This window comes from Microbacterium sp. AC132, assembly GCF_979258525.1.
In genome coordinates this window covers 3,262,155-3,286,650 of the sequence record NZ_OZ409862.1, presented here as the reverse complement: position 1 = coordinate 3,286,650, position 24,496 = coordinate 3,262,155, and the positions used below count along the sequence as shown (strand labels likewise).

The 24,496-nt window shown below is 67.7% G+C and carries 26 protein-coding genes and 1 tRNA gene; 8 read left to right on the top strand and 19 right to left on the bottom strand.

Annotated elements, in window-relative coordinates; genetic code table 11:
- Positions 1-99: 99 nt before the first annotated feature.
- From ACZZZQ_RS15830 to ACZZZQ_RS15805, 6 genes are all read right to left on the bottom strand, one after another.
- Positions 100-234 carry a methionine/alanine import family NSS transporter small subunit gene (locus ACZZZQ_RS15830; protein ID WP_082297825.1) on the bottom strand — a complete coding sequence of 45 codons (135 nt, stop codon included), beginning with the start codon at positions 232-234 and terminating at the stop codon, positions 100-102.
- Positions 231-1,868: a sodium-dependent transporter gene (locus tag ACZZZQ_RS15825; protein WP_053099140.1), complete on the bottom strand. Its 1,638-nt coding sequence runs from the start codon at positions 1,866-1,868 to the stop codon at positions 231-233. The genes ACZZZQ_RS15830 and ACZZZQ_RS15825 overlap by 4 nt, the downstream gene beginning before the upstream one ends.
- A gap of 139 nt (positions 1,869-2,007) precedes the next feature.
- Positions 2,008-2,346: a DUF7882 family protein gene (locus tag ACZZZQ_RS15820; protein ID WP_072591349.1), complete on the bottom strand. Its 339-nt coding sequence runs from the start codon at positions 2,344-2,346 to the stop codon at positions 2,008-2,010.
- Between the two features lie 188 nt (positions 2,347-2,534).
- On the bottom strand, positions 2,535-2,753 hold the full coding sequence (locus ACZZZQ_RS15815) for a DUF2795 domain-containing protein (RefSeq protein WP_463507903.1): 219 nt from the start codon (positions 2,751-2,753) through the stop codon (positions 2,535-2,537).
- 83 nt (positions 2,754-2,836) lie between these two features.
- Positions 2,837-3,130 (bottom strand): DUF7882 family protein, encoded by a 294-nt coding sequence (locus tag ACZZZQ_RS15810; protein ID WP_056278853.1) that lies wholly within the window; start codon positions 3,128-3,130, stop codon positions 2,837-2,839.
- A 70-nt stretch (positions 3,131-3,200) separates the two neighbouring features.
- Positions 3,201-3,575, bottom strand: a complete 375-nt coding sequence (locus tag ACZZZQ_RS15805; RefSeq protein ID WP_463507902.1) for a thiol-disulfide oxidoreductase DCC family protein — start codon at positions 3,573-3,575, stop codon at positions 3,201-3,203.
- 102 nt (positions 3,576-3,677) lie between these two features.
- Here ACZZZQ_RS15805 and ACZZZQ_RS15800 point away from each other — a divergent pair, with 102 nt between their 5' ends.
- Positions 3,678-3,884: a hypothetical protein gene (locus ACZZZQ_RS15800; protein WP_053096369.1), complete on the top strand. Its 207-nt coding sequence runs from the start codon at positions 3,678-3,680 to the stop codon at positions 3,882-3,884.
- A 4-nt stretch (positions 3,885-3,888) separates the two neighbouring features.
- Here ACZZZQ_RS15800 and ACZZZQ_RS15795 read toward each other — a convergent pair whose 3' ends face one another.
- The 4 genes from ACZZZQ_RS15795 to ACZZZQ_RS15780 all read right to left on the bottom strand — a co-directional run bounded on the left by ACZZZQ_RS15795 (position 3,889) and on the right by ACZZZQ_RS15780 (position 6,781).
- On the bottom strand, positions 3,889-4,980 hold the full coding sequence (locus tag ACZZZQ_RS15795) for a YihY/virulence factor BrkB family protein (protein WP_463507901.1): 1,092 nt from the start codon (positions 4,978-4,980) through the stop codon (positions 3,889-3,891).
- A gap of 64 nt (positions 4,981-5,044) precedes the next feature.
- Positions 5,045-5,608, bottom strand: a complete 564-nt coding sequence (locus tag ACZZZQ_RS15790; RefSeq protein WP_320488465.1) for a DUF3618 domain-containing protein — start codon at positions 5,606-5,608, stop codon at positions 5,045-5,047.
- Positions 5,605-6,018 carry a phage holin family protein gene (locus ACZZZQ_RS15785; RefSeq protein WP_295101355.1) on the bottom strand — a complete coding sequence of 138 codons (414 nt, stop codon included), beginning with the start codon at positions 6,016-6,018 and terminating at the stop codon, positions 5,605-5,607. Before ACZZZQ_RS15785 ends, ACZZZQ_RS15790 begins: the two co-directional genes overlap by 4 nt.
- The gene (locus tag ACZZZQ_RS15780) at positions 5,996-6,781 is read right to left on the bottom strand and encodes a hypothetical protein (RefSeq protein ID WP_463507900.1); all 786 of its coding nucleotides are present in this window, start codon (positions 6,779-6,781) and stop codon (positions 5,996-5,998) included. Before ACZZZQ_RS15780 ends, ACZZZQ_RS15785 begins: the two co-directional genes overlap by 23 nt.
- Positions 6,782-7,043: 262 nt before the next feature.
- On the opposite strand from ACZZZQ_RS15780, the gene ACZZZQ_RS15775 reads away from it, so the two are divergent.
- Positions 7,044-7,379 (top strand): DUF7882 family protein, encoded by a 336-nt coding sequence (locus ACZZZQ_RS15775; RefSeq protein WP_320488468.1) that lies wholly within the window; start codon positions 7,044-7,046, stop codon positions 7,377-7,379.
- 13 nt (positions 7,380-7,392) lie between these two features.
- Positions 7,393-8,121 (top strand): GAF and ANTAR domain-containing protein, encoded by a 729-nt coding sequence (locus ACZZZQ_RS15770; RefSeq protein WP_463507899.1) that lies wholly within the window; start codon positions 7,393-7,395, stop codon positions 8,119-8,121.
- A 9-nt stretch (positions 8,122-8,130) separates the two neighbouring features.
- On the opposite strand, the gene ACZZZQ_RS15765 is transcribed toward ACZZZQ_RS15770, so the two are convergent.
- Together ACZZZQ_RS15765 and ACZZZQ_RS15760 are read right to left on the bottom strand one after the other, a co-directional pair.
- Positions 8,131-8,475: a DUF7882 family protein gene (locus ACZZZQ_RS15765; RefSeq protein WP_072591357.1), complete on the bottom strand. Its 345-nt coding sequence runs from the start codon at positions 8,473-8,475 to the stop codon at positions 8,131-8,133.
- Positions 8,476-8,536: 61 nt separating this feature from the next.
- Entirely contained in the window at positions 8,537-9,514 is a 978-nt protein-coding gene (locus ACZZZQ_RS15760; RefSeq protein WP_463507898.1) for a Dyp-type peroxidase, read from the bottom strand.
- Between the two features lie 198 nt (positions 9,515-9,712).
- Here ACZZZQ_RS15760 and ACZZZQ_RS15755 point away from each other — a divergent pair, with 198 nt between their 5' ends.
- Both ACZZZQ_RS15755 and ACZZZQ_RS15750 read left to right on the top strand, forming a co-directional pair.
- Entirely contained in the window at positions 9,713-10,015 is a 303-nt protein-coding gene (locus ACZZZQ_RS15755; protein WP_463508103.1) for a UBP-type zinc finger domain-containing protein, read from the top strand.
- Positions 10,012-11,265: an NAD(P)/FAD-dependent oxidoreductase gene (locus tag ACZZZQ_RS15750; protein WP_463507897.1), complete on the top strand. Its 1,254-nt coding sequence runs from the start codon at positions 10,012-10,014 to the stop codon at positions 11,263-11,265. Before ACZZZQ_RS15755 ends, ACZZZQ_RS15750 begins: the two co-directional genes overlap by 4 nt.
- A 20-nt stretch (positions 11,266-11,285) precedes the next feature.
- On the opposite strand, the gene ACZZZQ_RS15745 is transcribed toward ACZZZQ_RS15750, so the two are convergent.
- The 3 genes from ACZZZQ_RS15745 to ACZZZQ_RS15735 are packed head-to-tail and all read right to left on the bottom strand — an operon-like array spanning position 11,286 to position 14,875.
- Complete coding sequence (locus ACZZZQ_RS15745) at positions 11,286-12,497, bottom strand: cupin domain-containing protein (protein ID WP_295103562.1); 1,212 nt, start codon at positions 12,495-12,497, stop codon at positions 11,286-11,288.
- Positions 12,487-14,160: an MFS transporter gene (locus ACZZZQ_RS15740; protein ID WP_463507896.1), complete on the bottom strand. Its 1,674-nt coding sequence runs from the start codon at positions 14,158-14,160 to the stop codon at positions 12,487-12,489. The genes ACZZZQ_RS15745 and ACZZZQ_RS15740 overlap by 11 nt, the downstream gene beginning before the upstream one ends.
- Positions 14,153-14,875 carry an alpha/beta hydrolase gene (locus ACZZZQ_RS15735; RefSeq protein WP_187249719.1) on the bottom strand — a complete coding sequence of 241 codons (723 nt, stop codon included), beginning with the start codon at positions 14,873-14,875 and terminating at the stop codon, positions 14,153-14,155. The genes ACZZZQ_RS15740 and ACZZZQ_RS15735 overlap by 8 nt, the downstream gene beginning before the upstream one ends.
- 233 nt (positions 14,876-15,108) lie before the next feature.
- On the opposite strand from ACZZZQ_RS15735, the gene ACZZZQ_RS15730 reads away from it, so the two are divergent.
- Complete coding sequence (locus ACZZZQ_RS15730) at positions 15,109-16,179, top strand: PucR family transcriptional regulator (protein ID WP_463496810.1); 1,071 nt, start codon at positions 15,109-15,111, stop codon at positions 16,177-16,179.
- Between the two features lie 21 nt (positions 16,180-16,200).
- On the opposite strand, the gene ACZZZQ_RS15725 is transcribed toward ACZZZQ_RS15730, so the two are convergent.
- A complete protein-coding gene (locus ACZZZQ_RS15725; protein ID WP_463507895.1) occupies positions 16,201-18,492 on the bottom strand; it encodes a helix-turn-helix domain-containing protein in 2,292 nt (763 codons plus the stop codon).
- 62 nt (positions 18,493-18,554) lie between these two features.
- A complete protein-coding gene (locus ACZZZQ_RS15720) occupies positions 18,555-19,808 on the bottom strand; it encodes an MFS transporter (protein ID WP_463507894.1) in 1,254 nt (417 codons plus the stop codon).
- A 196-nt stretch (positions 19,809-20,004) separates the two neighbouring features.
- On the opposite strand from ACZZZQ_RS15720, the gene ACZZZQ_RS15715 reads away from it, so the two are divergent.
- The gene (locus tag ACZZZQ_RS15715; RefSeq protein ID WP_072591362.1) at positions 20,005-20,841 is read left to right on the top strand and encodes an alpha/beta fold hydrolase; all 837 of its coding nucleotides are present in this window, start codon (positions 20,005-20,007) and stop codon (positions 20,839-20,841) included.
- 54 nt (positions 20,842-20,895) lie between these two features.
- Here the strand turns inward: ACZZZQ_RS15715 and ACZZZQ_RS15710 are convergent, their stop codons facing one another.
- Both ACZZZQ_RS15710 and ACZZZQ_RS15705 read right to left on the bottom strand, forming a co-directional pair.
- Positions 20,896-21,330 (bottom strand): hypothetical protein, encoded by a 435-nt coding sequence (locus tag ACZZZQ_RS15710; RefSeq protein WP_053096385.1) that lies wholly within the window; start codon positions 21,328-21,330, stop codon positions 20,896-20,898.
- 192 nt (positions 21,331-21,522) lie between these two features.
- Positions 21,523-21,595: transfer RNA gene (locus ACZZZQ_RS15705), tRNA-Val, on the bottom strand.
- 153 nt (positions 21,596-21,748) lie between these two features.
- Here ACZZZQ_RS15705 and aceE point away from each other — a divergent pair.
- Positions 21,749-24,475 carry a pyruvate dehydrogenase (acetyl-transferring), homodimeric type gene (aceE, locus tag ACZZZQ_RS15700; protein ID WP_053096386.1) on the top strand — a complete coding sequence of 909 codons (2,727 nt, stop codon included), beginning with the start codon at positions 21,749-21,751 and terminating at the stop codon, positions 24,473-24,475.
- The last annotated feature ends 21 nt before the right edge of the window (positions 24,476-24,496 follow it).

The following is a 24,496-nucleotide window of genomic DNA, read 5'->3' as shown; positions in this document are numbered from 1 at the left end:
GGCTCCTCTTCCGTCGACAGTGCTTCCGGAAGAGAACGTAGTCAGGATCGAAGACCGGGAGGAGCGGGTTGATTCCCGCTCCTCCTGCGGGTAAGACGGTCAGAGCTCGACGGGCGGAGCCGGCTCCGAATCCGCTGCTTCGGGGTGACGAGCGAGGTTCACGACGGCGGCGATGAGGCCGCCCCAGATCGTGACCATCGCGATGATCATCATGACGATCGCTGTCGTGGTCATGCGCCCGCTCCCTTCTCCGTCGCGTGCGGTTCCGAGGTCGCGATCAGCGGGATCGACGAGGTCTCGGCATCCGGTTCGTAGTCTTCCTCGGTGAGGAACTCGTCGTACTCGGGATCATCCTTGGCGTGGGAGCGACCGCTCCATGGCAGCGCCGACAGCAGCAGTGCGATCACGACGAGTGCGATGACCATGCCCCACCCGAAGACGGCGAGGAACCATCCCGGATAGCCGCCGTACGGCTCGGAGATCTTCGAGATCAGCTCGGTGACGAGCAGGTACCCGAGCACGAGGGGCGCGAGCGCGCCGACGAGCAGCATCCACACTCGCCCGACCCGGAAGCTCGACCGACGATCGAGGTGGTCGACGAGTGCCGGCAGCTTGTGCAGCAGCCATGCGACCACGATCACCGCGACCAGTGCGACGGCCATGATGCCGAAGGCATTGACGAAGGCGTCAGCGGTATCGAGCACGGACAGCGCGGTGGTCGTCGAGAACAGTGCCAACGAGACGATCGCGAGCGGGATGGACACCGTGAGCGTCGTGCGGATGCGCGCCCAGCCCAGCTTGTCCTGCAGCGCCGCGACGATCACCTCGAGGATCGAGATGAGCGAGGTCACCCCCGCGAAGACCAGCGCTCCGAAGAAGAGGACGCCGATGATCGAGCCGCCTGCCGCCTGAGAGACGATCGTGGGGAAGGCGATGAAGGCCAGGCCGATTCCCGACGACGCGACACCGGCCACCTCGGTCCCCTGCGCCTGCGCCATGAAGCCGAGGGCCGCGAACACGCCGATTCCCGCGAGGATCTCGAAGCCGGAGTTCGCGAAGGCAACGACCAGACCGGAACCGGTGAGGTCGGTCTTGCGCTTCAGGTACGACGAGTAGGTCACCATGATGCCGAAGGCCACCGACAGCGAGAAGAAGATGTGGCCGTAGGCCGATGCCCAGACGGCCGGGTCGCCCAGCGCTTCCCAGTTGGGGGTGAAGAAGGCGTTCAGCCCGTCCATGGCGCCCGGCAGGAACAGCGACTGCACCACGAGGATCGCGAACATCACCGTGAGCAGAGGCATCAGGATCATGTTCGCCCGGCCGATCCCGCGCTTCACACCCAGCGCCATGATGACGATGACGATCAGCCAGACCGCCACGAGCGGGAGGCCGACCTGCGGCACGAAGTCCGTCGAGATGCCCACCTCGGCGACATCGGCCGAGCGGAGGAAGTCGATGAAGAAGAAGTCGTTCTCGTTGCCCGGCCCCCAGGTCAGCTGCGCCGAGAACCAGGTGTACATCGCGGCCCACGCGATGATCACCGCGTAGTAGACCGCGATCACCACGCAGATGAGCACCTGCCACCAGCCGAGTGGCTCGGCCCTGCGGTGCATCCGTCGGAAGGCCAACGGCGCGGACCCGCGGAATCGGTGGCCGATCGCGTAGTCGAAGAAGAGGAGCGGGATTCCGGCAGTGAGAAGCGCACACAGATACGGGATGAGGAACGCCCCGCCTCCGCCTTCGTACGCCACGTAGGGGAATCTCCAGATGTTCCCCAGCCCGACGGCAGAGCCGATCGCAGAGAGGATGAAGACGTTGCGCGAGCCGAAGGCCTCGCGTTTCGGGGTCTGCGTCGTTGCGGTGGCCATGCGCATGAGGTTACCGGAGTCAGCGTGACGAGACGTGGCGATTCTCGTGCCGATCTCTCCGCTCTCGGATCGTCATCAGGATGCGGCGATGCCCGTGAGCACGCCCCGTCTTCGCACCGAAGATCGCGGCAGCTGGCGGCTACAGGTCGGCGGGCACTCCGAGCTTCTCCCCCGATGACAGCTCATCCGGCTCTGCGACCAGGTACAGCCCGGTCGGGGCATTCGCGGTGAATGCGAGCGCATCGACCCACCGCCGGTTGATCGATGGCTGCCTGCTGCCGAGGAACCGATAAACGAGAGCACTCCCCGGGTGCAGCCAGACGGTGGTGCGGCCTCCCCCGATGCTCTGATCCTCGCGCCAGCTGAAGTTGAAGGGCTCGGCCCGCCGGAGCTTCGCGGTGATCACGAGCTGCAGGTGACTGAGCGCACGGTCTTCGATCTCGATCCTGATCGAGCCCTCATAGATGAATCTGCCCATCATGCACCTCCCTGCGGCGCGTGCACGGGGAGTCGCGACGGCGACGATGTATCGGATTCGTGCGGCCACGTGAGCGTCAGTGGCGCGCCGGTGAGGTCGGACATGGTGCCAGGGTAGGAAGACCGCGAGGCCTCTCGCAGGGTATTGACAAGTCTGCGTTCACCCTCCAGAGTGCGCCGGCGGCAGAGTCAGGCCCCGTCGAGCGTCTTCAGCACCTCGGCGACTCCGTGATAGTCGCGGGCGGGCAGCTCGTGGATGGCGTCGATGGTCGCGACCTCGAGATGATCGACGACGGCGATCCTCAGCAGATCGTCCTTGGTCGCGGGGTAGTCGATGCTCCGGAGGGTCCGTGCGAGTCTCATGTCGGAGGAGGGGTGGGCGGCAAGCGCATGGGGCGATGTGTTCATGCGGTTCATTCTTCGGACCGCGCGGCCCGAACTTCGCCTCTCTTGACAGCCGACGGGATCCCGATGTAAGTGGTGTGAGCGGCCTACATATCCTCGATCAGCAGTTCTCCGTGAGCGTTGAGGCTGTTCATCATCCGTGACACGCGCTCGGCATCCACGTGAATCGGCTCGACGCTGTCGAACGCCAGGACGAGCGGAATGCTCGGATGAATCCATGCGGTCAGTCGGCCGTCGCGGGAATCGTCTCCCGGGATCCAGGACATCATGAAGCTCTCCTGCCGCCTGAGCTTCGTGCCGACGACGATCTTCATGTGCGCGAGCGTCACATCGTCGATGACGATCGGGTCGAGTGTGCTGTCATACCTGAGGCGTCCCATCCGGCGATGCTAGGTGAGCGCCCGCCCGGGTGAAGGGGCGTTGACAACCGGAGGATCGTCGGGTGCTGTCTCAGGCCCGCGGAAGCGCACAGGCGGCCGTGCCGCCGGGAAGACGGTGTCGGAAGCGCGCGATCAGCGAATAGCCCAGCGCAGCGACCCAGGAGAACGGGGGCGTGACGAGGAGCACGCCGGCGAAGCGCAGCAGCCGGGATCGCTGCATGCGGAGCAATCCTGCGAAGGCAGCATGTCCGCGCATCCGACGCGCGCCGACCAGCAGCCACGCGTAGTGGGTGACATCCGCGGAACTCAGTCCGATTTCATCGAGGTCGAGCCATTGCCACGGCTGAGCCTCGGGAAACCTGCCGAGCCAGCGTTCGAGTCGTTGCACCCACGTGGTGCAGAACGCGCAATCGCCGTCATAGACGAGAAGTGGCCGGGCGTGCATGGAATCGACCCTACGCCTCACCGGAGAGCAGTCGCCCATCACATCATCCTTTCGATGACAAGCCCCTGTTCGCCCACGTCACCGGTGGCGGAGCCTGTCTGCATGAGCCACCCAGACGACATCAAGCAACCGCTCGACCATCTGCCTCCTCTCGACGAGCGAGACAAGGCCGTCGAGATCGACGAGCCGCACTATCCGACGTCCGAAGCGGGGCCGACCGGACCCGCGCACGCGTCTCCCGATACCGCCGCGGAGCCCGACAAGCCGAACCGGCACGGCGTGGACAAGCTTCCGCCGACCGCACGCTGATCGGTCATCGACGGTCGGACCCGTCGGATTCGCGGTGCCCCGATTCTGCATCGGCATGCTCGCGGATGCGGCGGGCCTCGTCGATGTCCTGCCGCTCCTTCTCTGCGGCCTTGTCGCTCTTGCGTGTGTCCCTCGGAGGAAGGCGGATCTCCCGCTCTGCGGCGATGCCCGCCTGCAGTTGGCGACCTCGCTCGAGTTCGGCGTCGAACTCCGCTCCGACGAGAAGCGCCAGGTTGGCGATCCACAGCCACAGCAGGAACACCACGATGCCCGCGAGGGAGCCGTAAGTGCGGTCGTAGTTCGAGAAGTTCGCCACATAGAAGGCGAAGCCCGCCGTGGCGACAGCCAGCACGATGATCGCGAGAAGCGCCCCGAGGCTGATCCACCGGAAGCGCGGCTGCTTCGCGTTGGGAGTGGCGTAGTAGAGGATCGCGACGGCGAGGACGACGATGAACCCCAACAGAGGCCACTTCGCGATCGACCAGATGGCCTGAGGCACGGTGCCGAGTCCGAGTGAGTCGCCGATGGCTCGCGTGACCGGCCCCGACACCACCAGGATGACCGCCGCGATGACGAACAGCACGATGGTGATCACCGTCACGAGCAGCTGTGCAGGCTTGAGCTTCCAGAACGGTCGCCCCTCGTCGATCTCGTAGATGCGGTTCATCGCTCGGCTGAAGGCGCCGACGTACCCGGACGCCGACCAGATCGCGAGCAGGATGCCGCTGATCAGTGCGAACCCGGCGGCCGGCGAGTCCGCGACCTGTTCGATCGGGCCCCGGAGGGCGTCCGCCGTGTCGCCCGGGGCGACCTGCTCGACGATGCCGATCACCGCTTCCCCGGCGGCCTGTCCCTGACCGACGACGCCGAGGAGGGAGAAGATCGCTATCAGACCGGGAAAGATCGACAGCACCGCGTAGTACGTCAGCGCGGCAGCTATATCGGTGCACTGGTCGGACGAGAACTCACGGATGGCCTTCTTCGCCACGTACTTCCATGATCGTCCGTGGAGATCGTCCGGGGAGTCGGGCTTGCTCGAGGCCTCGGGATCGACATTCCCGTCTCGGGCCTCCGTGTGCGGCTGCGACATCTTCATTCCTCTCATGACGGACGGACCCGTCGCCTACCCGCGTGCGACGGGTCCGTCCGGTCGATGGCGGTCAGCTGCCCGCGATGTTCTCGCGCGCCTGCTGCGCCTGATCGGTCACTTCACCGGCCGCGGTCTGCGCTTCGTCCTTCACGACAGCCACGGATTCCTGCGCCGTTTCCCTCACGGACTCGACCGACGCCTGCGCCGGTTCCTTCAGATGCTCGCCGACCTCCTTGGCCACGTCCGTGACCTCATCGAGGAGCGGCTGGGCCTGGTCCTTGACCGTCTTCGCGAGCTGCTGCTCCTTCGACGACGCCGGAACGAGCGATGCGATCAGCAGCCCCGCCCCGAAGGCCATCAGGCCGACCGCGAGCGGATTGCCCTCGGCTTTCGCGATGGCGCGGTCCTTGACCTCGGTCACGCGGTCACCGGCGTCCGAGAGCGTGGATCCCGCATCGTCCGCCGACCCCATGACGCGCTCGCGCACCGACGTGAAAGCACCGCGCACTTTCCCCATCTGCCGGTCCACGATCTTCGACGGCGTCACCTTGTCGGCGAGCGCGTCGACATCCGACCCCAGCTCCTGTCGCGTCCGCTCGATGTTCGCGCGGATCTCGTCGGGTGAATCACTCATCGGTTCTCCTCATTTCTCTTCAGTGCTTCCGGAATCTCCTTGACCGTGTCGACGGTCTGCGGCATGCCCTCGACCTGCTTCAGCTGGCTTCGGCCGACCACGAACAGGATCAGCGCGACGATCGCCCAGATCACGGCCACGACGACGCCCGACCAGCCGCGCCCCATGAGCGAGCCCAGCGCCCACCACAGTGCGACGGACAGGAAGAACACCGCCATCAGCGCCGCATAGCCGGCGGCACCCATGATGCCCGCGCCCTTCGCGGACTTCGTCGCGGTCTCCCGCAGCTCCGCGCGAGCGAGTGCGAGCTCCTGACGCATCAGCGTCGACAGGTCTCGCGAGACCTCACCCAGCAGATCGCCGAGCGAGTTCGACGCGGCCTTCGTCTCAGAGGGTGTGGGGTCGCTCATCGCCACCCTCCCCGAGTGCGCCCGATCCGGTCCAGGCGGTCTGTGCGCCGCCGCGACGGGTCGGAGGTGTGAGACCTTCTGTCTCCGTGCGTGTCGGAGCGCCGGTGAGGTCTGCAGCCGTCGCCCCGCCGCTGTCGGCGGCACCGCCCGCGGGAGAGCCGACCGGCACCGGTACGGCCGGGTCCGGGTGGACCTCACGGGGCGGTGTCACGGGCCGTGGAGATGTATGCGTGTCATCTGCCGAGGCGTTCGATGCCAGCGCTCGGGTGAGCCTGCCGACGGCGACGCCGACGATCGCCGCCCCGAGGATGAAGGTTCCGGGCTTGCGTCTCGCATACCGCTTCACCTCCGTGAGCACGGAGGCCGGATCCCGGTCCCCGAGCCAGCTCGCCGCGCCCGACAGTCGCCCGGCGACCTGCTGCACCAGATCGCTCGCGACACCGCTGCCCTCCGAGTTCGCAGCCATCGAACCGAGTTCGTCGCTGACCGACCGAAGCCCACCGGCGAGGCGCTGCTGCTGCGTGTGCGCCTGCTCCTTCAGCTCACGGGTGGTCTGCGCGTACAGGTCCTTCGCCTGCGTCTTGGCCTCGCCGACGACGCTCGCCGCCTCTGCCTTGGCGGTGCCGATCACGTCCTTCGCCTGAGCGCCGGCCGTGTCGGCAAGACCGGCCGCCTCGTTCTTGGCAGCCTCCGCCTTCCCTGAATCCTGCTCGTGATGCGCGTCCGAGCCGCTCAGGCTCGTCGTGCCATAAGTGTCCGACATCAGTGCTCCTTCGTGCGGGGTCGTCTCGGATCGAACGACTTCGTCGACCGATCCGCTGGATTGGTGAGCACTGGTCTAACGGGGTGAGAAAGCCGTTCCAGCACCCTTGCCGAAATTGAGGTCTCGGGTGTAAAAGGCGTCCGACCGAGACGCCTGCGAACGGCGCAGGAACACTCTCGATCGGTCTGCAAGGGCCTTGCGGGGGGCACCCCACCCCTGTAGGTCTGGGCACAGAAGGAGATCTAGGAAGGGACGTCCCATCATGGGCAAGTTCGTGTACGAGGGAAATCAGAAGGTGGAGATCGACGACCGCGCGCTCCATCATCTGCAGGTCGTGATGACGACGAAGCTGCGCCGCGGCGAGCCGTTCCTCTTCACCTGGAGGGAGGACGCCAGCATCGGCGGCGGTCGGAGCTCGGTCTGGATGCACCCCGGCTGCAACCTCGTCTTCAAGTACAGCGGCGGCAAAGTCCCCGAGCTCAATCGGCACTGGATCGAGGCGCTCGCGTTCACCGCGAATGCGCCGTCCGGACTGTATCTGGTTCACGAACCCGAGAACGTGGGCGCAGAGCAGGGCCATGCCGTGGGCGTGAGTTGAGGATCGGATCCGAATGCCGCTCGATGTGACCCGCGACCCGCACTCGCCGAACGACCTGACCGGTGTCTTCCGGCGCCTGGCTGACGCTCTGGATCCGGACTATGACGTCATCGACACCATGGACCTCCTCGTCGAGGCAGCGACGCGCTTCACCCCTGCGGTCGACGCCGGCATCGTCCTGGCCGATGCCGGAGGGCGGCTCCACGTGCTGGGCTCGACGAGTGAACGTGCGAGCGATGTGGAGGAGGCAGAGCTCGGCATCGAGCAGGGGCCCTGCCTCGACAGCTTCCGGTCCGGGCGCGTGGTCGAGACACCTGATCTGCGGGCGAGTGCCGATCGGTGGCCCCAGTTCGCTCCTCTCGCGGTACGACGTGGCCTTCGCGCCGGCTACGCGGTGCCGCTCTCGCTTCGCGATCAGCACCTCGGTGCGCTGAACCTCTTCTTCGACAGGGTCGGCGTGCTCACCGACCAGGATGCGGCCGTCGCTCAGGCACTCGGCGAGTTCGCCACGATCGGTCTGGTGCAGCATCGCACGCTCCGCGCGCGCGCCGACCGCACCGCGCAGCTTCAGCACGCGCTCGACAGCAGGATCGTGATCGAGCAGGCGAAGGGCGCGCTGTCGTTTCAGCGCAGCGTCTCCATCGACGATGCCTTCACCATCCTTCGACGACACGCGCGCTCTGTCGGTGGGCGACTGCACGATGTCGCGCAGCAGATCGTCGACCGCCGCCTCACCCTGTGAGCGAGTCGGTCACCGCCCTCCGCCTGCGCGTTCCGATTCCCCGCCTTCGGTGGGATCGATGATCTCCGCAGTCAGGCAGACGCCGCCCGTGCTGCTGAGTGTCTGAGAGAGCTCCTCGATCCACCGACGGTTCAGCGTCGGCGCCTCCGTCTCGTCGAACACGAAGCGCAGCGGGATCGATGGATGCAGCCAGATGGTCGATCGACCGGGGGCCTCGCCGTCCTTGTGGATCCACGACAGGGTGAAGCTCTCGTTGCGGCGCAGCTTCGTCGTGACGACGATCTTGAGGTGAGCCAACGCTCGGTCCTCGATGAGGATAGGCGGCTGAGCGGCTCCGTAGAAGAGTCTTCCCATATATCAACGCTACGCGCGTGCGGCGCGAGATGGGAGGTGACTCTTGTCCGCTCGTCTGCCGTCAGATGCGCTGCACGGGCATCGGCTCGTCGGCGAGCCCGCTGAGGAAGTCCGCGGACGGCGCGAAGAAGGTGCTGCCGGTCGTGGCGCGGGAGAAGTCCAGGAGTCGGTCGTAGGCGCCGGGCGGGTCACCGATGAACATGTTCTCGAGCATCTTCTCGATGACCCACAGGTAGCGCGAGTATCCGATGAAGTAGGTGCCGAAGGACGACGAGCCCGGGCTGCCGAAAGGCATGTTGTCACGAAGGATGTCGTGCTCGACACCGTCGACCACGATCGTGGCGAGGGTCTTGTGGGACTTCTGCCCGACGGCTGCATCGTCGAGCTCGACGTTGTCGGCCTTCTTGCGGCCGATCACGGCCTCCTGCTGCTCGGTCGTCAGCGCCTGCCACTGACCGAGGTCGTGCAGATATCGCTGGACGACGACGTAGCTGCCCCCGACGTGATCACCGTCCTCTGCGCCCACCAGCGTCGACTCGGCGACGGCGTTCCCCACCGGGTTCGCGGTCCCGTCGACGAAGCCGAGCAGGTCGCGCACGTCGAAATACCGGAATCCCGAGGTCTCGTCGACCACGGTCACGGCGTCGCCCAGCACGTCGAGCAACTGGCGCTCGAACTCGAACACGAGATCCTGGCGGTTCGCGCGGATATGGAAGAGGAGATCCCCGGGCGTGCCCGGCGCGGTGTGCACCGGGCCGACGACCGGCGCGAATGGGTGCAGCTCGGCCGGAACCCGGCGCGCGGTGAGGCGCGGCCACGCCGCGGCTCCGATGCCGACCGTGCACGACAGCATCGCGTCGAGATCACGGAATCCGACGTTCTTCACGAGGTCATCGATACCGGCGATCGCGTCGCGCGCGGTCGACGCGGCATCCGCTCCGTCAACGATCTGCAACACGAGGAACGTCGCGCTGGACGTCAGCGGCGCATCGACCTTCTGCGATTCGATCGGGACCCGGCGGGAGGAAGAGGTGCTCACCTCCCCGAACCTAGAGGATGTCGACGAGCACGGCTTCGACGGGTGTCGAAGGAACATGAGGACTCCCGCGGGCACCCTTGAGTACGACACGGAATCCCGACATCATGACCCCGACGGCATACCGACGACAGGAGATGCACCCATGAGCGACGTCAGCGACTTCATCCGGGCGGACGTTCCCCCTCCGGCCCGGGGTGTCTGGACTGCGAGGCGATCGGCTCGTGGTGGCTGCATCTGCGCCGGTGCGCCTACTGCGGGCACATCGGATGCTGCGACGACTCCTTGCACAAGCATGCGACGAAGCATGCGCACACGAGCGGCCATCGAGTGATCCAGAGCTTCGAGCCCGGTGAGGACTGGTTCTGGGACTTCGGCACCGAGACAGCCTTCGACGGTCCCGTCCTCGCTCCCCCGCACAGCCATCCGCGGTCGCAGACCACCCCCGGCCCGGCTGAGCGCGTGCCTGCGGACTGGCAGGAGCAGCTCGCAGGCGACGCGTGACCGAGGCACCCGACCAGCGGTCGCCCCTGCGTCTCATCGCCGACGCCGACGGGCCGCAGGCTTTCGCGCTGCGCGACTATCTGACCCGCAGCGAGGTTCCGTTCCTGCCGATCATGGTTCCCCGAGGTGCCGCCGCGGCGGCAGGAATCGACCTGACCGGCAGGCGGCTACCGCTGGTCGTCCTTCCCGAAGGCGCCGTGTTGGAGGACCCGAATCCCGAGCAGGTCGCTGCGGCTCTCGGCTGGGTGAAGCCTCCGGCGCAGTCGACGTACGACCTCATCATCTACGGAGCAGGACCCGCCGGACTCTCGGCCGCCGTCTACGCGGCATCCGAGGGTCTCAGCGTCGCCGTCGTAGAGCGCGACGCCGTCGGCGGGCAGGCCGGTTTCAGCAGCCTCATCGAGAACTACCTCGGTTTCCCCGGGGGGATCTCCGGGGCGGAGCTCGCCGAGCGCGCCCGCCGGCAGGCGCTCTCCTTCGGCGCCGAACTCATCGTCATGAGGTACGGCATCGCCCGCACGTTCATGGACCACGACGTGCGGGCTCGGCTCGCCGACGGGTCGGAGATCCATGCACGCGCGGCGCTCTGCGCCACCGGCGTGCAGTGGCGCAGACTCGGCCTCGACGGCGAGCAGGGCTTCCGCGGTGCCGGCATCTACTACGGCGCGGGCACCAGCGAAGCCTCCGCCTGCATCGGTCAGCACGTGTACGTCGTCGGCGGCGCCAACTCCGCAGGACAGGCGGCCATGAACCTCGCGGCCCACGCGGCGCACGTCACTGTCGTCGTCCGCGGCCCCTCGCTCTCGTCGACCATGTCGGCCTATCTGCTCGACCGGCTCGCCGCGCAGAGCAACGTCACCATCCTCGTCCACACCCGCGTCGTCGCGGTCGACGGAGACGAGCATCTGCGAGAGATCACCCTCGACCAGGCGGGCACGACCACACGCGTGCCCGCGACCCACCTGTTCGTCTGCATCGGCGGGGCTCCCAACACCGAGTGGGCGGCGACGACAAATGTGCAGCTCGACAGTCGCGGGTTCCTGCTCACCGGCGTGGACCTCTCCTCCGACGACCTGCAGAAGTGGCCGCTGGATCGCTCGCCCTACTACCTCGAGACATCCGTGCCCGGGATCTTCGCGGCCGGCGACGTCCGTGCGAACTCCGTCAAGCGCGTCGCATCCGCCGTCGGCGAGGGCGCGATGGCCGTCACCCTCATCCACCGATACCTCGCCGAAGGCGCTCAACGCTGATCGCGCTCGGAGGGCGCTGATCAGCGCAGTGGTGTGATGCCCTGTGCTCCGCGGGGGAACGTCGCCAGCACCGCGGGGTCGATGTTCAGGTGTGCGGAGACGAGCTGCGGGGGCACGTGGGAGAGCCAGTTCGCGAGGGAGATCTCCTCGTACTTGTCGGTGCGGAACACTTCGAGGAACTGCAGCACGTCGTCGCCGGTGTTCTCGATGTAATGGCCGAGATTCTTGCGCACCACACCCACATCGCCCGCGCGGAAGTCGGTCGTGTTCGCATGCGGGCCGGTGTTGAACACGGTCATGCGTGCGGAGCCGCGCAGGTAGTACTGCCACTCGTCGGCGTTCGGGTGCCAATGCAGTTCGCGCATCGACCCCGGCTCCACGGTCACCAGCGCCGCGGCGACCGTGCTCGAGTACGCGTAGTTGGTGGAGTCGGCGATCTGGATGGATCCACCGGAGTTCTCATACAGCGGCTTCGAGCGCGACAGCCGGAAGATGACCGGCTCCATGCCCCATTCCACACCCGCGGCGGCCTGGTCGATGTCGAGCGCGGGTGGCTCTTCGCCGGGGAAGATCCAGAGGTTGTGCAGCGGGATGTCGGAGAAGACCGACTGCGCGACGCCGAAGTTCTTCGCCAGGACCTCGGGCGGGGTGTGGGCGAACCAGTCGGTCAGCAGCAGTGTGTTCGACTCGGACTGGTCGCCGTCATCGAACGCCAGCACGAACTCCGCCCCGTCCGGCCCGAGACCCTGCAGGGAGTGCGGGGTGCCCGCCGGGAAGAACCACAGGTCGCCCTCTTCCACATCCTCCACCGCGGGAAGACCCGACCTGCTGAGAGTCGTCACGCGCGCCTTGCCGCGGGTCATGACCGCCCATTCGGCGGTCTGGTGCCAGTGCAGTTCGCGGATGCCGCCCGGCTCGAGGTACATGTTGACCCCGGCGATCTCGTCGGAGATGTGGAAGTCCTGCTTCGTGAGCTCCCGCGCCCAGCCGCCGCGCTGCACCCGGCGGGGTGAGATGTTGAACGAGGACCAGAAGAACGGCTGCGTGCTGATGTCCGTCGCCGGCGCGTGCATCTGGTTCGGGAACTGCGACTCGATGACCTCGTTCTGCGGACCGGTCATCGTGTTGCTCTGCGGGCGGTCGGCGATGTTCACCTCCCCCTCCTGCGGCAGATCGGGGTCGCCCAGCGACGGGATCTCGGGGTGAGTGGTGGGGTTGTCGTCACGTTCCATGCGGGATGCTCCGTCTCTTGTCGCGGGTGCGGCGCTTCTCGACGCCGCGGTGGTGAGGCAGGGGGATGGCGAGCAGGTGCGTCACCTCGAGCTCCTGGGTGCTCATCGCGCGCGCACGGGCGATCTGCTGGGCGTCGAACTCGGTGGTGCGACCTTCGTGTTGACTCACGTGCTCGCGCCACGAGCCGACGGAGTACGCCTCGATGACCGACCCCGGGTCGTCGGCGTCGACGTACACCTGCCACCCCCGCGCCCCCGTCCGCAGACGGGTCTGCTGCACGCCGGTCATCGTGTCGAGGAACTCCTGTCTCCGCTCGACCGGAATGCGATACCGGATGACCACCAGAACGGGCGCGTCGTCAGCACCGTCCGGGCGGGGCCGGTCCTCGACCCCCGGCACCTCCACGATGCCGCGGCCGATGCCGCTCGTCGCCGGCATGGGCCACACGAGCAGGAAGAGTCCGCCCAGGCCGCAGAGGATCCCGGCCCCGATGACCACGAGCCCGGGATCCCACACGGACGCGAGCACGCCCGCGCCCGCAGACCCGGCGGCCGTGCAGCCGAAGAGGACGAGCTGGTAGAACGACAGGCCGCGCGTACGCACCCAGACGGGCAGGAACGCCTGCACCGTGCCGTTGATGGTCGCGATCACCCCGATCCAGGCGAGACCGGTCGCCACGAGCGCCGGAAAGGTGATCCACAGGGTCGGCGAGGTCACGAGGACCACGAGTCCCGCCCCGAAGACCACGGACGAGGTCAGCACCACACCGTTGACCGCTGCGACGCGCCGCGCCCACGGAAGCACGAACGCACCGACGATCGATCCTGCTCCCAGCGCTGCCAGCAGAAGGCCGTAGCCACTCGCAGAGAACCCGAGCGAGTTCTTGGCGATGGTCGGCAGCAGCGCCCAGAGCGCGTTCGCCGGTATCAGGAAGACGGCGAGCCGCAGCAGGATGCGGCGGACGATCCGCGAGTGGCGGATGTAGCGGATGCCGGCCCGCGTCGCATCGACGAAGGGCTCGGGCCGAGCCACCGGCGGACTGTAGGTCTTCCAGAAGAGCAGCACGCCCAGGAACACCAGGAAGGAGAGCGCATTGAGCAGGAAGACCGCCGCGACGCCGAACTGGGCGACCACGAGGCCGGCGATCGCCGGTCCCACCGCGCGGGCGATGTTCACGCCGATCGAGGAGAGGCTCGCCGCATCGATCAGGAGCTTCGGCGGCACGATGTCCGGCACGAGTGCCTGGAATGCCGGCAGCTGGATGGCCGAGACCGTCCCCAGCACGAACGTCGACGCCAGCAGGATGGTCGTGGTCGTCTGGCCGACCGCGGTCAGATACGTGAGACCCAGCACGACGGCGAGTTGGACCGTCTGCGACCAGAGAAGGACGCGTCGACGGTTGAGGAACTCGCCGATGACGCCGGCCGGGATCGCGAACAGGAGCACGGGCGCTGCCGATGCCGTCTGCACGAGCGCGACGAGCAGCGGCGAGCTGTCGTCCTGCACCAGGAGCCATTGAGCGCCGACGGTCTGCATCCAGCTGCCGATGTTGCTGACGATCGATGCCAGCCACACCAGGCGGAAGATCGGGACGGCGAGCGGCGCGAACCCCGCCGTCCAACCGGGGCGGGTGTCGACAGCACTCCCCTGCTGCTCAGCCACGGGTCTCGATCTCGTCGAGGATGCTGTCGATGAACCGCACGATCTCCGCGGCGTGCGTCTGCGTGACCAGGTGCGGTGCGTCCAGCTCCCTCACCGCTCGACATCCCGCTCGCCGATATCCGAAGCGCTGGAGGTGCGGGCTGATGAGACGGTCGTGAGTCGCCACGACGCCCCAGCTCGGCGTCACGCTCCAGCCCGCGCCGGACGCCCGCTCGGCGAACACGGAGTCGGAGATCGGGCGCTGTGAGACCGCGAGGACTCCCGATTCGTCGGCGGGAAGGCCCTGCGCGAGAAGGCGCGCGAATTGGTCGGGTGCGACGGTCAGCTCCGTTCGCCGTGCGCCGTCTTCACCCGGGAACACGGTGGCCACGAGATGCGCGGATGCCTCTGCCGGCGCGAAGAGGTCTCGCATCTCGGCGATGCTCTCGCCCCGTTCCAGCGCATAGCCCGCGATGAAGAGCAGCCCTGAGACGTTCGCCGCCTCGCCGACGACCGTGATGACGGCCGCGCCATACCCGTGTCCGACGAGCAGCACCTCTCCGTCGACGTGCTCGACGATCGTGCGGATGTAGTCGCAGTCGCCGCGGAAGCTGCGGCCGGTCACCGGAGGAGCGAGCACCCGGTGTCCGCCGTCGAGCAGGCGGAGCACGACCGGCCACCAACCGGATGCGTCGAGGAAGGCTCCGTGCACGAGGACGACCGTGCTGCTGCTCATCATCGCGTCTCCTCGTGTCCCTTCGTCCGCTGAATACGAATCTATGAACCGTCAGACTCACGACCATGCGACAGGAGTCGAAGACGGTCGTTCCTCACTTCTGCCTGCTTTCCGCCTGGTGCGGCTGCTCGGAAGACGCTTCTATGGGGCGTACTCGAGTTCGGTGGATGTGATGTCCGCATCCATCGACGCAGAGCGACACGGTGAGCCCATCCCCCGCACAGGAGCGACCCATGACGATCAGCGATACGACGACCCCCGCAGCCTCGACGGCGCTGTCGGAGATCGCCCTCCAACTCGCAGCATCCCTGCACCGCCGAGTGGTCGTGCACGAGTTCGGTCCGGCGGCGTCCGACGGCGGGCTGTCCGCATCACCTCAGGCATCCGCCTCGCTCCTCTCCGTTCCGGTGCATGACGACGGTGTCCCGGTCGCCGTCATCGAGATCGACCTCGGAGATGGGCCGCAGCTCACGGCGAGCGAGTTCGAGGCGATCGATGCGGCCGTCGCCCTGACCCGTATCGCCCTGCGCAGGGTCCCTGGCTCGTCGCGTGTCGATCGAGAGTCGATCCTGGTCGATCTGCTGCACGCCGACGAGTCCGTGCGTCGCGGCGCCTTCGCGCACGCCGTCCAGCAGCGGTGGCTCCGGCCGGGCCCCGGGACGGTCGCCCGCGCCGTCCTCATCGATGCGACGGTGAGCGATGTCGACCGCATCGCCTTCGGACGTCACCTGACGCACCTCCGGCCCGTGCCGGCTCATTTCATCGGGCTGGAGCGCGGTGTCGTCCTGCTCGTGGGACAGCCGTCCGACAGCGGCCTCACCGACCTCCTCCTCGACGAGGCGGCGAGACGCGGCATCCGCATTCTCGGAATCGGCACCGCCTCCCCTGCGCAGGGCGCGTCGGACCTGCGCAGCGCCGCCGACGAGGCCGTCATCGCCGCCTCTCTCGCCGCCGCCCTCCCGCAGTTCCACCCCTCGGTCGACTCGAGCGCTCTCGGCGGATGGCGGCTGCTCGCCTCGGCGTCAGCCGATCCGGCAGCACTCCGGATCATCTCGCCCGCCGCGCATGCGCTCTACTCCCAACGAGACGACAGCCAGCGGGTGACCGTCGAGACGTATCTCGACGTGGGTGCGAACGTCGTCGCGGCCTGCCGCATCCTGTTCGTCCATCGGACGACGCTCTACTACCGGCTCGAGCGTCTGCCCGAGGTGGTCAGAGAGGCGCTCGACGACGGCGTCGCGCGCAGCACTCTCCATCTTGCGTTGAAGCTCATCAGGCTCTGGGAGTCGACCGGCCGCCTGTGACCGCGGGACCCCGCCGGACGATCACGCTGCATCGCCCTCTGAACCGGGTGCGCGAGACGTGCCGATGAGCGACACCTCCCGGCGCACTCTGTCGAAGATGAACGCCTCGCTGCTCCCCGGCCCCAGCATGGCCAGAGCCTCATCCGCCTCGGCGATCGCAGCGTCGCCGTCGCCCGCGTGGATCAGCGCACGGATGTGTCGGCGCATCATCAGCAGCACACGGGTGTCGTCCTTGAGTGATCGTGCGATCTCGATGCCCAGCGCGCCGACTCGGACCGCGTCTTCGTGTCGTCCGACGGCGACGTAGGCGTCGACGAGGTCCAGGCACGCCGCGAACTGCGTGACGATGCTGGTCAGACTGTCCGTGGTCTCGGCGGATCGGACGCGCGCGAGCGTCGCCTCCGTCTCGGGGATCGACTCGAGGTACTTGCCGCGTCGGGCCTTGACCATCGACGAGAGCACCTGCGCGTTCTCCGCCCCTGTCGTCTCCTGAGCCGCGCGAAAGGCGACCATGGCGGCCGCGGCCGCCGCGTCGGCCTCGACGAGACGATCCAGCGTCCAGCTCGCCCACCCGATGTAGTAGTGCGCCCAGCCCTGCTGTGCGGCATCACCCGCGCGGGTGGCCGCCTCCAGCGCGGCATGCCCGGTGAGCACCGCGTGCGCCCGGTCACCGACCTCGACGATCTCCGCCCACGCGACGTACCCCAGCTGCGCGGCTTCTGCTCTCGGGTCGCCCAGCCTCTTCGCCGCCGCAGCCGCGAGAGAGAAGAATCGATGCCAGTGTCCCCACGTGATCCAGATGTCGGAGTACCAGTGCAGCGCATCCGCGACGTCGCAGACCATCGCGTCCTCGCCGAGCTCCGCTGCCTCCGCATACGCCGGCCACCAGTGCTCGACCTCCTCGCGGATCCACACCGCGGCGGCCTCGGCATCGATGAAGCTGCGGCCGTTGCGTGAGACTGCGCTCGCATCCCTTCCCGGTTCGTACCAGGCGCCTGCGCGCTCCAGACTCCCCAGCAGCCACGCGCGGATATGGGCGTGGCGCCGTGCGATCTCATCGGATCCGACAGCATCGCGCAGCTTGCCCAGCCCGAAGAGACGCATCAGGTCGTGCAGACGGTAGCGGTCGCCACCACGCGCCTCGAGCATTCCCAGGTCCGTGAGGTCGTCCAGCCGTCGCTCCACCTCGGCCACATCTGACGATCGCACGGCAGCCGCGGCGAGATGGGCCCCGAAGGTGCGACCGTCGATGAGCGAGATCCACCGGAACAGCGCGGCAGTGCGCGGGTCCAGCTCCTCGTAGGAGAGAGAGATGGCCGCTTCCACGGCCAGGTCACCGGCGACGAGCATGCGCAGCCTGTCCTCCGACGTGCGCAGGCGGCTCAGGAGATCGGCGGCCGTCCATGAGGGGCGACTGGCGATGCGGTTGCCGACCACTCGAAGCGCGAGGGGCACGTCGTCGCACAGGGCCGCGATCTCACTCAGCGCATCCAGATCGGAGGCATCGTCATGCGGGATGAGACGACCGAGGAACGCGATGCTCTCGTCCCGCTGCAGGGGCCCGAGCCGCAGGCGCCGCACCCCTTCGAGGCCTGCGAGACTGCGGCGCGATGTCACGACCACGACATCCCCCGCGCAGATCGACAGGATCGGACGGATCTGCGCCTCGTTCGCGACGTTGTCGAGCAGCACCTGGACGGGAGCCTCTGCGACCGCTGCCCGCCATTGCGTTCGCGCCGTCGCCAGATCAGCAGGCGGCTTCTGCTCCGCTCCGGGGAGCTGCCGCAGCATGGCGGTGACCACCTGGAGCGGTGTCAGCGGAGACGAGCTGAAACCGTCCAGCCCCACGAAGACCAGCGGACGGCGGTCGGCCTCTCCTCCACGCGACAGGATCTCGACGGCGCCGGTCGTCTTGCCGATTCCCGGCGCGCCGCTGATGACCAGCGCCGGTCGCTGCCGATCTGCGGGCTGAGGGCCGTGCAGGATGCGAAGTGCTTCATCGATCTCGGCCTGCCGGCCCGAGAAGTCGAACACCCGGTGCGGGGCTATGGCCCCCGCGGGCTCTGTCGCGACGGCGGCACGGGGCCGGGCACGCGCAGCGCGGAGGAACGCATGCTGATCGGCCACATCGAGTCCGAGTCCGTCGGCGAGCGCATCGACGGTGCGCCGTTGCGGCGAGGCGCTCGCTCCGCGTTCGAGGTCGCCGATCGTGCGCACGCTCACCCCGGATCGAGACGCGAGCGCTTCGAGAGTCAGGTTCTGGCCCACGCGCAACGAGCGCAGCATCAGCCCGAAGGGTGAGGGTTGTGTCACGACGTCCGCCTTTCGCTGATCTCAGCTTGGCAGGTCTCGTCGGCGGGATGATGGCGCGCCGGTTACGGGGCGGTTTCGTCGGGACCGGACACTGCACGTCCGGCCCTCGCGCCGGGCTCCTGACCGACGAGCGCGCGACGCATGACGACCGCCGCCGAGACGGTCGCGACCGACACGATCGAGATGAAGACGAGGAGCACCGTGGTCTGCGATGCGAACGTGAGGATCACTCCGATCGCGAGCACCGGAAGCGCGAGGCCGCAGTAGGCGATGAGGAAGACCAGCGCGAGCGTCTCCCCCCGTCGTCCCGGCTCGGCGAGGCCCGCGGCCGTCGCGACCGACGACTTGAACAGCAGCCCGACGCCGACGCCTGCGACGACGCCTCCGATGAGGAACACCGCGAGCGACGGCACCAGCGTTCCTGCGGCGACGGCGACGAGCCCGCATGCGCAGCAGACGGCCGCGACCGTCAGTTGGATGCGCAGCGGCACCCGAGCGAGAGCCACCTGGCCGGTTGTCGCGGCAGCGAACACCGAGCACGCGGTGATCCCGGCGAGAAGGTGGTCATGCTCGCCGAACGTGCTGATGAGGATGGTGGGCGCGAGAGAGGTGAACAGGCCGAACAGGGCGAATCCGGCGAATGCTCCGAAGCCCGCGGCGATGAATGCCGCCCTCGATCGCGGCGGTGCGGCTATGCGTTGGGGCCTGTACCGTCTCGGCTCGCCGGGTGGCGTCACCGTCTCCGGGACACCGGACACCGCGATCGCGGCCGCGATGAGCACCACGAGGAAGACCGCGTGCGGCAGCACCAGCGGCGCGGGCAGGAACTCGGCGAACAGACCGCCGATCAGCGGTCCGAGCGCCAGTCCGCCGAGATTGGCGGCACCCGCCACGGATGCGGCCACGATCGCGTTCTCGCTGGGGCGCGCCTGGGCCCGCAGCTCACCCAGATGCGCGGTGGCGGTGGCGGTGAGGATGCCGACGCTCGCGCCGTTCACCAGCCTCGCGGCGAGCAGTCCCGGCACCTCGTGCCATGCGAGGAACAGGACGGCGCTGAGAGCCGCGATGAGGATCGCGATCACCAGCATCCGCCGTCGCCCCATCCAGTCGCTGACATGCCCGAGCAGGAAGAGGCTGAGCACGACGCCGACGGCGAAGGCCGCGAAGATCAGGGTGATCACCGAGACCGGGAACCCGTCGACCTCCTGGTACAGCGGGTACAGAGGGGTCGGCACGGTCGCGTACGCCATCACGAGCAGGAAGGCGGAGGCGACCACCCAGAATCCCGCCCCGTGCGAGATCCGGGAGTTCGACATGGTCGAGACGCTATCGATGCGGCCTCGACGCCGCACCGGACAGATGTCGAAAACGCCGGGGACGGATTCTGGACAGATGTCGAGCGCGCCGTGAGGACGGACGGGTTAGCGTGGTCGCGCTCCCACGAAGCTGACGTGGGGCGTTCGACAGTCGTCCGGGATCTCTCTCGGGACGGCGGAAACCTGGAGGCTGATCATGGCGTTCGTGACCACGGATGATGGCGCAGAGATCTATTACAAGGACTGGGGCAGCCCCGACGCGCAGCCCATCATGTTCCACCACGGCTGGCCGCTCTCGTCCGACGACTGGGACGCGCAGATGCTGTTCTTCCTCGACAAGGGCTACCGCGTCATCGCGAGCGACCGCCGGGGCCACGGAAGGTCGTCGCAGATCGGCACCGGCCATGACATGGACCACTACGCCAGCGATGCCTCGGCCGTCGTCGAGCACCTCGATCTCCGCAACGCCATCCACATCGGGCACTCGACGGGCGGCGGCCAGGTCGCGCGCTACGTCGCGCAGTACGGACAGCCTCAGGGCCGCGTCGCCAAGGCGGTGCTCGTCTCGTCGGTGCCGCCGCTGATGGTGCAGACCGACAGCAACCCCGAGGGCACCCCGATCTCGGTCTTCGACGGCTTCCGCGAGGCACTCGCCGCGAATCGCGCCGAGTTCTTCCAGGCTGTCGCCTCCGGGCCCTTCTACGGCTTCAACCGCGATGGCGTCACGCTGTCGCAGCCCGTGGTCGACAACTGGTGGCGACAGGGCATGACGGGCAGCGCCCTCGCTCACTACGAGGGGATCAAGGCCTTCTCCGAGACGGACCAGACCGAAGACCTCACGGCGATCACCGTTCCGGTCCTCGTGATCCAGGGCGACGACGACCAGGTCGTGCCGTACAAGGATGCCGCTCTGAAGCAGGCGGAGCTCCTGAGCGACTCGACCCTGAAGATCTACCCCGGGTTCCCCCACGGCATGCTGACGACGCACGCCGATGTGATCAACCCCGACATCCTCGCCTTCATCCAGCAGTAGCGCCCACGCGGCACACGATGGCGCATCCGGACCGAGAGTCCGGGTGCGCCATCGCTATGTCCCGGCGAGACCGGCCCCGGCCACGTCGAAGGCCGCGGCGAGCAGTCCGACGGCCATCGCTTCAGGAAGCGGCTCGAGCGGCCGGCACGCCCTCGGGTCCTCGTCGGGGCCGTGGTCAGGACGAGGGTCGCGGTCTCGGCGGCGCGGGACCAGGTGCGCATGCACATGCGGCCCTGCAGCTCCGGAGAGCACGACGTCGACCCGATCGGCTCCGGTCGCTCGGCGGATGATGCGAGAGGCGAACTGGATGTCGACCAGGAAGAGCTCGGCGATCTCCGCCGGCGCGTCGGCGATGTCGTCGTAGTGATCGCGGAGGCTCAGGATGCTCCGGCCGGGGAACCGGGCGTCGGAGAGCAGTCCCACACGCGAGACGGTGAGTCGGCCCACCGGATTGGCCACGACGAACCGACACTCTCGACAGATGTCCACGTGGCCTCCTTCCCGGCATCGCCTCGACGTCCGCAAGCCGCTCAGAGTCCACGGAGAACTCTACGAGCGGCGCGACGCCGCAGGAAGAAATCAGCCGACCCTGGCCATTCTCGACCCTGCGGAGTAGAGTTCTGCGCCCCGTCGGAGACACGGGGTGGAGGAGCGTCCGCCTTCAGCAGATGATCGATGCGGTGGGCCCTGCCGGGATCGAACCGACGACATCCACGGTGTAAACGTGGCGCTCTACCAGCTGAGCTAAAGGCCCTGGTGCGTCCCAGTCTACAGATGACCCGATGCGCGCTGATGTCGTGGAAGAGGGATAGGCTGAGGGCGGCACGCGTTGTGCACAGCCGACAAGGCTGCCCGCGTCGCTTCCCGTTTCATTGGCATGACCTGCCAGCTTGACGAAAGGCTCCCCGTGACTGTGCACGACCAGGATCCGTATTCCCAGGGCCCCCTCGACAGCGATCCGGAAGAGACGGGCGAGTGGCAGCAGTCTCTCGACGAGCTCGTCGACGCGAAGGGCCACGGTCGTGGCCGCGAGATCATGCTCAGCCTGCTCAAGCGCTCGAAGGAGCTGCACCTGGGCGTGCCGATGGTCCCGACCACCGACTACATCAACACGATCGCGCCGGAGAACGAGCCCGAGTTCCCGGGGGACGAAGAGATCGAGCGCCGCTACCGTGCGTGGATCCGCTGGAACGCCGCGATCACCGTGCACCGCGCGCAGCGCCCCGGCATCGGCGTCGGCGGCCACATCTCGACGTACGCATCGTCGGCCGCTCTGTACGAGGTCGGCTTCAACCACTTCTTCAAGGGCGCAGACCACCCCGGTGGCGCCGACCAGATCTTCATCCAGGGCCACGCCTCCCCCGGCACCTACGCGCGCTCGTACCTCGAGGGCCGCCTGAGCGAAGACCAGCTCGACGGCTTCCGCCAGGAGAAGTCGCACGCACCGCACGGCATCCCGTCGTACCCGCACCCGCGTCTGATGCCGGAGTACTGGCAGTTCCCCACCGTCTCCATGGGACTTGGCCCGATCAACGCCATCTACCAGGCGATGTCGAACAAGTACCTCGAGAACCGCGGCATCAAGGACACCTCGCAGTCCCACGTCTGGGCCTTCCTCGGCGACGGTGAGATGGACGAGGTCGAGAGCCGCGGACAGCTGCAGGTCGCAGCCAACGAGGGGCTCGACAACCTGACGTTCATCGTCAACTGCAACCTCCAGCGTCTCGACGGTCCGGTGCGCGGCAACGGGAAGATCGTCCAGGAGCTCGAGTCGTTCTTCCGCGGCGCGGGCTGGAACGTCATCAAGGTCGTCTGGGGTCGCGAATGGGACGACCTGCTCGCCCGCGACACCGAGGGTGCGCTGCTCAACCTGATGAACGTCACCCCCGACGGCGACTACCAGACCTACAAGGCCGAGTCCGGCGCGTACGTCCGCGAGCACTTCTTCGGCCGCGACGAGCGTGCTGCGGCCCTCGTCAAGGACTACTCCGACGACGACATCTGGAACCTGAAGCGCGGTGGCCACGACTACCGCAAGGTCTACGCCGCGTTCAAGGCCGCGACCGAGCACAAGGGCAAGCCCACCGTCATCCTCGCGAAGACCGTCAAGGGCTACGGCCTCGGTCCGCACTTCGAGGGCCGCAACGCGACCCACCAGATGAAGAAGATGACGCTGGACAACCTCAAGACGTTCCGCGACGCGATGCACATCCCGATCACGGATGCGCAGCTCGAGGAGAACCCCTACCTGCCCCCGTACTACAACCCGGGCCCGCAGGACGAGACGATCCAGTACATGCTCGAGCGTCGCCAGGCTCTCGGCGGCTACCTGCCCGAGCGCCGTTCCACTCACGTGGGACTCTCGCTCCCCGACGACACGGCCTACGCGCTTCCCAAGAAGGGCTCCGGCACGCAGGAGATCGCCACGACCATGGCGTTCGTCCGTCTGCTGAAGGACCTGCTGCGCTCGAAGGACTTCGGGCACCGCATCGTCCCGATCATCCCGGACGAGGCCCGCACGTTCGGCATGGACGCGTACTTCCCCTCGGCGAAGATCTACAACCCGAACGGCCAGCACTACACCTCGGTCGACCGCGAGCTCCTCCTCGCCTACAAGGAGAGCCCTCAGGGACAGATCGTGCACGTCGGCATCAACGAGGCGGGCGCCCTCGCGGCGTTCACCGCGGCCGGCACGTCGTACGCCACGCACGGCGAGCCGCTGATCCCGATCTACCTCTTCTACTCGATGTTCGGCTTCCAGCGCACCGGTGACGCCCAGTGGGCCGCCGGTGATCAGATGGCGCGCGGCTTCATCATGGGGGCGACGGCCGGCCGCACCACCCTCACGGGTGAAGGCCTGCAGCACGCCGACGGCCACTCGCACCTGCTCGCCGCCACCAACCCGGCGACGGTCTCGTACGACCCGGCCTACGGCTATGAGATCGCGCACATCATGCGCTCCGGTCTCGAGCGCATGTACGGCGGCAACCACGAAGACCCGAACGTCATGTACTACATCACGCTCTACAACGAGCCGATGGTGATGCCGGCCGAGCCGGAGAACGTGGACGTCGACGGCATCGTGCGCGGCATCCACCGCATCTCCGTCGGCGAGGGCGAGGGCCCGCGTGCCCAGCTCTTCGCCTCGGGCGTCGGACTCCCCTGGGCTCTCGAAGCACAGGAGCTGCTGAAGAACGACTGGGGCGTGATCGCCGATGTCTGGTCGGTCACCTCGTGGACCGAACTGCGCCGCGACGGCCTCGCCGCCGACGAGCACAACTTCCTGCACCCCGAAGAAGAGCCCCGCACCGCGTACCTCACGCAGAAGCTGCAGGGTGCCGAGGGTCCCGTCGTCGCAGTGAGCGACTACATGCACGCCGTGCAGGACCAGATCCGTCCCTGGGTCCCGCAGCGGTTCGCGACGCTCGGTGCCGACGGATTCGGCTTCTCCGACACGCGTGCGGCCGCTCGTCGCTTCTTCAAGATCGACGGTCCGTCGATCGTCGTCCGCACGCTGCAGTCGCTCGCCGAAGACGGGGTCGTCGACCGCTCTCTCGCCGCGCAGGCCATCCAGAAGTACAGCCTGCTCGACGTGAACGCCGGCACGAGCGGCAACGCGGGCGGCGAAAGCTGAGTCATCGGTGACGGGTTCCTC